The sequence below is a fragment of the Hallerella sp. genome (assembly GCF_022776125.1).
GTDB classification, from domain to species: Bacteria; Fibrobacterota; Fibrobacteria; order Fibrobacterales; family Fibrobacteraceae; genus Hallerella; species Hallerella succinigenes.
The window spans coordinates 1-3,978 of record NZ_JALFIA010000011.1; the positions used below are offsets into that span (position 1 = coordinate 1).

The following is a 3,978-nucleotide window of genomic DNA, read 5'->3' on the forward strand; positions in this document are numbered from 1 at the left end:
ACGGACGAAATCGCTCCAGGGGACGACTTTAATATTGTCGACGCCTATTTCGATACCGAGTATACGTATTCCACATACCTTATCGTCGTCATAAAGAACAATTGGGACAAGAGCCTCCCTTCCCTGTATATCGATTACAACCTCGTCTGCGACAACGGTTACAAAAAATACGGGACTTCCTACATCTACCTGACGTCGAACGAACAGTCTTCCATCGAATATTATACCGGCAGTAGCGCAACATCCTGCACGTACACCATCACGGCGGTACGGCCCTATGCCGACAACGATTACAGCGACTGGACAGGATCTTTCGAAATTCAGATTCCATAAATCTTTGCGAAATTTCGCTGTTTTCGCCTGAAAACATAAATCTTTTACAAGAACGCTCTCTTCTAAGCAAAAAGTGTATTTTCGGAGAAAATTTAGGATGAGGTCTTGGATGCTCAGATTACGCATACTTTTTCTTTCGCCGGCTATCGGCGTTTCCATTTGCGCAGCGGCACTTCCTGCGGTCAACCAGTTGGGTTATACCCCCAAGGCGCAAAAGCTCGCTGTCATTCCTGGCAATGATGCGAACCCGCTCGAAATCCGCGAAATGAGCTCAGGGAAAAGCGTGCTGACGGTCGAAGCTCCGCTTGTTTACGAATGGAACGCAAGTGGCGAAGAAGTCCAGGCGTTCGATTTTTCGAGGCTTCAGAATCCGGGAACCTATCAGCTCGTGCGCAACGGCGATATTCTCGGCGCCCCGATCCAAATCACGGAACGTCCTTACGAAGATGTCGCGAAGGCCGCACTCAAGTGGTTCTATTTCCAGCGTTCGAGCACCGCGCTCGATTCCAAGTATGCAGGCAAATGGGCTCGCGCCGCAGGCCACCCAGACACGCATGTTTTGGTATACGGCGAAAAGCGTACCATCAGCGCTCCCAAAGGCTGGTACGATGCCGGCGACTACGGAAAGTACATTGTGAATTCGGGAATTACCGTTTCGACATTGCTCGATTTTTATGAAAACTATACCGCCTATGCAGATCAGCTTGTGTGGGATATTCCACGCGAAATGCCGAACCTTCCGCTCATTTTGGAAGAAGTCCGTTGGAACCTTGACTGGATGCTCGACATGCAGGATCAAGACGGAAGCGTTTTCCACAAGCTCACCACGTTAAGGTTCAGCTCGACGGTCATGCCGGAAGGCGACAAAGCGGACCGCTACGCCATCGGAAAAGGAATTGCCGCGGCGCTCGACTTTGCGGGAACCTTGGCTCAGGCTTCCGTCATTTACAAGAAGTTCGATGCAGCCTACGCAGATCGGCTTTTGAAGGCAGCCGAACGCGCATACGCCTGGGCTAAAAAGAATCCGAAAAACCTTTATTCGCAGCCTGCCGACGTGAACACGGGAAGCTACCAGCCAGCGGACGAAAACGGCAAGGATGAATTCCGATTTGCCGCCGCGGAGCTTTACCGTGCAACACAGGCAAAAAAATATCTTGACGAATTAAAGGCAAACCCCGTAAACGGCAACGGCCCTTGGTGGGGCGACATGAACTTCCTCGCTGTGTACAGAATGGCAAAAGACGCCAAGCTCTACGGCAAGGAACTCCACGAAAAAGCGAAGCAGATACTCTTGAACGAAGCCGAAAGCCTGCTCAAGGCGGTCGATTCTGCCGGTTATTATCTTGCCATGCATCCATGGAACTGGACTTGGGGTTCTAACAGCGCCGTGGCAAACAACGGCATCATTCTGCTGCATGCTTACAAGGCGACGGGCAATGTCAAATACCTGAACGCCGCACAGCAATCCCTCGACTACCTTCTCGGCAAGAATCCCCTGCAAATTTCTTACGTCACGGGCTTTGGCGACAGATATCCGCATCATCCGCACCACCGCCCAAGCGAAGCGGATAACGTGGACGAACCTATTCCGGGAATGCTCGTCGGCGGACCGCACCTCGGCAAGCAGGATATCGGCAAGGAAGCCTGGAAGTGCGAAGATTACGCCAAAGCAGACAAGCCAGCCCTCGCTTATCTCGATGCCCACTGCAGCTACGCGACTAACGAAGTGGCAATCAACTGGAACGCGCCTTTCGCTTACCTCGCCGCCGCACTGCAAGCGATTTACCTGGAGTAATCTTCCGTGTCATTGCGAACGGAGTAAAGTAATCCATAAAAAAGAGCCTCTTTCGAACGAAAGAGGCTCTTTTTTGGAGATTTCTCTCCCCAAACAAAACCGAAAAAAGAATTACTTCTTTTCGAGCGGTGTATCCTTGATGATTTCTTCAACAAGGTTCTTTACGTTTTCTTCCCAGTCACCCTTCTGAAGAGCGAAGCCGAGGGTCACGCGAGCCTTGAACATACCGCTCGTCACGACCTTCTTGCCATCCACATCCGCAATCGTATACTGGCCGAGGTACTGCAAATAGCTCTTGGTTTCGAAGCTGCCCGGGACGATCATGCGGGTTTCCGAAAGGCGCGAAATATCGAGGAAAGCGATCGAGACGACAAAACCTTCACCCACGCCAATCGCGTCAAACTTCGGATTCGGAACCTTGTATTCCTTCTTGCCGAGCTTCGTCACAGTCATATCGAAAGCGTCATCGCTCTTCTGTTCCACGGCAGACGGCGTAATGCCAGTCTGTTCCGCAAATTCAGCCTTGAGCTGTTCGCTGAACCAGCCGGAGAAATTGTCCTTGTATTCCGGAAGATCGTCTTCGACGTCATCCTTGTTCTGCACGATCGGCTCTGTGAAAAGGACAGAAATCGTCTTCGGAGCTTCTGTCCAGCTTGAATCGACATTTTTGTGACCTGCAGCGCAACTGATCAAATTCAAGGAAAGCAGGCTAGCTGCGAGTAGTTAATTGGTAAGATTTCGGGCGACCACTTTACAGATAAATCAATATTTTTGAATTTTGCCAATTTTGTAGTTTTGTTGATTTTACATCACATTTTTGTCAATTTTCACATTCGTAACCATTAAAATTTAGAAAATTTCGCCATTTTCCGTATTGGCACGACTTTTGCAATGTATGAAAGCGAAAAGATCAAACCGGTCTTACAACGACAAAAACTGGAGAAAGAAAATGAAAGTCGTTACCGCATACATTCAGCCCGAAAAGCTCGGCAGCGTCAAGGAATCCCTTTACGAAGCCGGCATTTTCAAGATGAGCGTCACTAACGTTCTTGGCTGCGGTCAGCAGAAGGGTTATACCTCGAGCTACCGCGGAACGGAAACCGAAGTACAGCTCTTGAAGAAGATCCGCCTGCAGATCGCCCTCAATGACGAATATGTGCAACCCTGCATCGACGCCATTATCAAAGGTGCTCGAACCGGCAACATCGGCGACGGAAAAATTTTCGTCCAGAATCTTGAACAATGTGTCCGCATCCGCACTGGCGAAACTGGCCCGGAAGCAATTGGTTAAGGAGAATAAAAAATGGAAACTGTCACTCCCGACTACGCTCTCTTTGTGAGCGAAAACCTCTGGATCTGCATCAGTGCGATGCTCGTGTTCATTATGGGCCTTGGATTTGCCTGCGTGGAATCCGGCCTTTGCCGTGCCAAGAGCAGTGCAAACATCTGCTTTAAGAACATCGCCGTTCCGGCAATCGGCATCACCGTCTACGGTATCATCGGTTTCGGGCTGATGTATCCGGGATCCTTTAACGGTTTCCTCGGATTCGGAGGCTTCGGCATCGGCGACTGGTTCAACAACCCGAAAGCCTTCTCACCGGAATACAACGGCCACTTTACACTCTTTGCCGATTGGCTGTTCCAGGCGATGTTTGCCGCTACCGCTGCGACGATCGTCTCGGGCGCTGTCGCAGAACGTATCAAGCTGAGTTCTTTCCTCGTGTTCACGCTTGTATACGTCGCCTTCGTCTACCCGATCGTAGGTTCCTGGACATGGGGCGGCGGCTGGCTCGGCGCTGAAGACGGCTTCCTTGCAACGCATTTCGGTCACGTGTTCCACGACCTCGCCG

The 3,978-nt window shown here is 50.7% G+C and carries 5 protein-coding genes; 4 read left to right on the plus strand and 1 reads right to left on the minus strand.

The features are described from left to right. On the plus strand, nucleotides 1-333 hold a 333-nt coding region (locus tag MR847_RS01095), incomplete at its 5' end, for a hypothetical protein (protein ID WP_287722688.1). A gap of 109 nt (nucleotides 334-442) precedes the next feature. After that, nucleotides 443-2,128, plus strand: a complete 1,686-nt coding sequence (locus MR847_RS01100; RefSeq protein WP_287722690.1) for a glycoside hydrolase family 9 protein — start codon at nucleotides 443-445, stop codon at nucleotides 2,126-2,128. 111 nt (nucleotides 2,129-2,239) lie between these two features. Here the strand turns inward: MR847_RS01100 and MR847_RS01105 are convergent, their stop codons facing one another. After that, complete coding sequence (locus tag MR847_RS01105; RefSeq protein ID WP_287722692.1) at nucleotides 2,240-2,827, minus strand: hypothetical protein; 588 nt, start codon at nucleotides 2,825-2,827, stop codon at nucleotides 2,240-2,242. 250 nt (nucleotides 2,828-3,077) lie between these two features. On the opposite strand from MR847_RS01105, the gene MR847_RS01110 reads away from it, so the two are divergent. Both MR847_RS01110 and MR847_RS01115 read left to right on the plus strand, forming a co-directional pair. Continuing rightward, nucleotides 3,078-3,419: a P-II family nitrogen regulator gene (locus MR847_RS01110; RefSeq protein ID WP_100426329.1), complete on the plus strand. Its 342-nt coding sequence runs from the start codon at nucleotides 3,078-3,080 to the stop codon at nucleotides 3,417-3,419. A 12-nt stretch (nucleotides 3,420-3,431) separates the two neighbouring features. Then, nucleotides 3,432-3,978 (plus strand): ammonium transporter (locus MR847_RS01115; protein WP_502798489.1); only part of this gene is annotated, 547 nt, incomplete at its 3' end.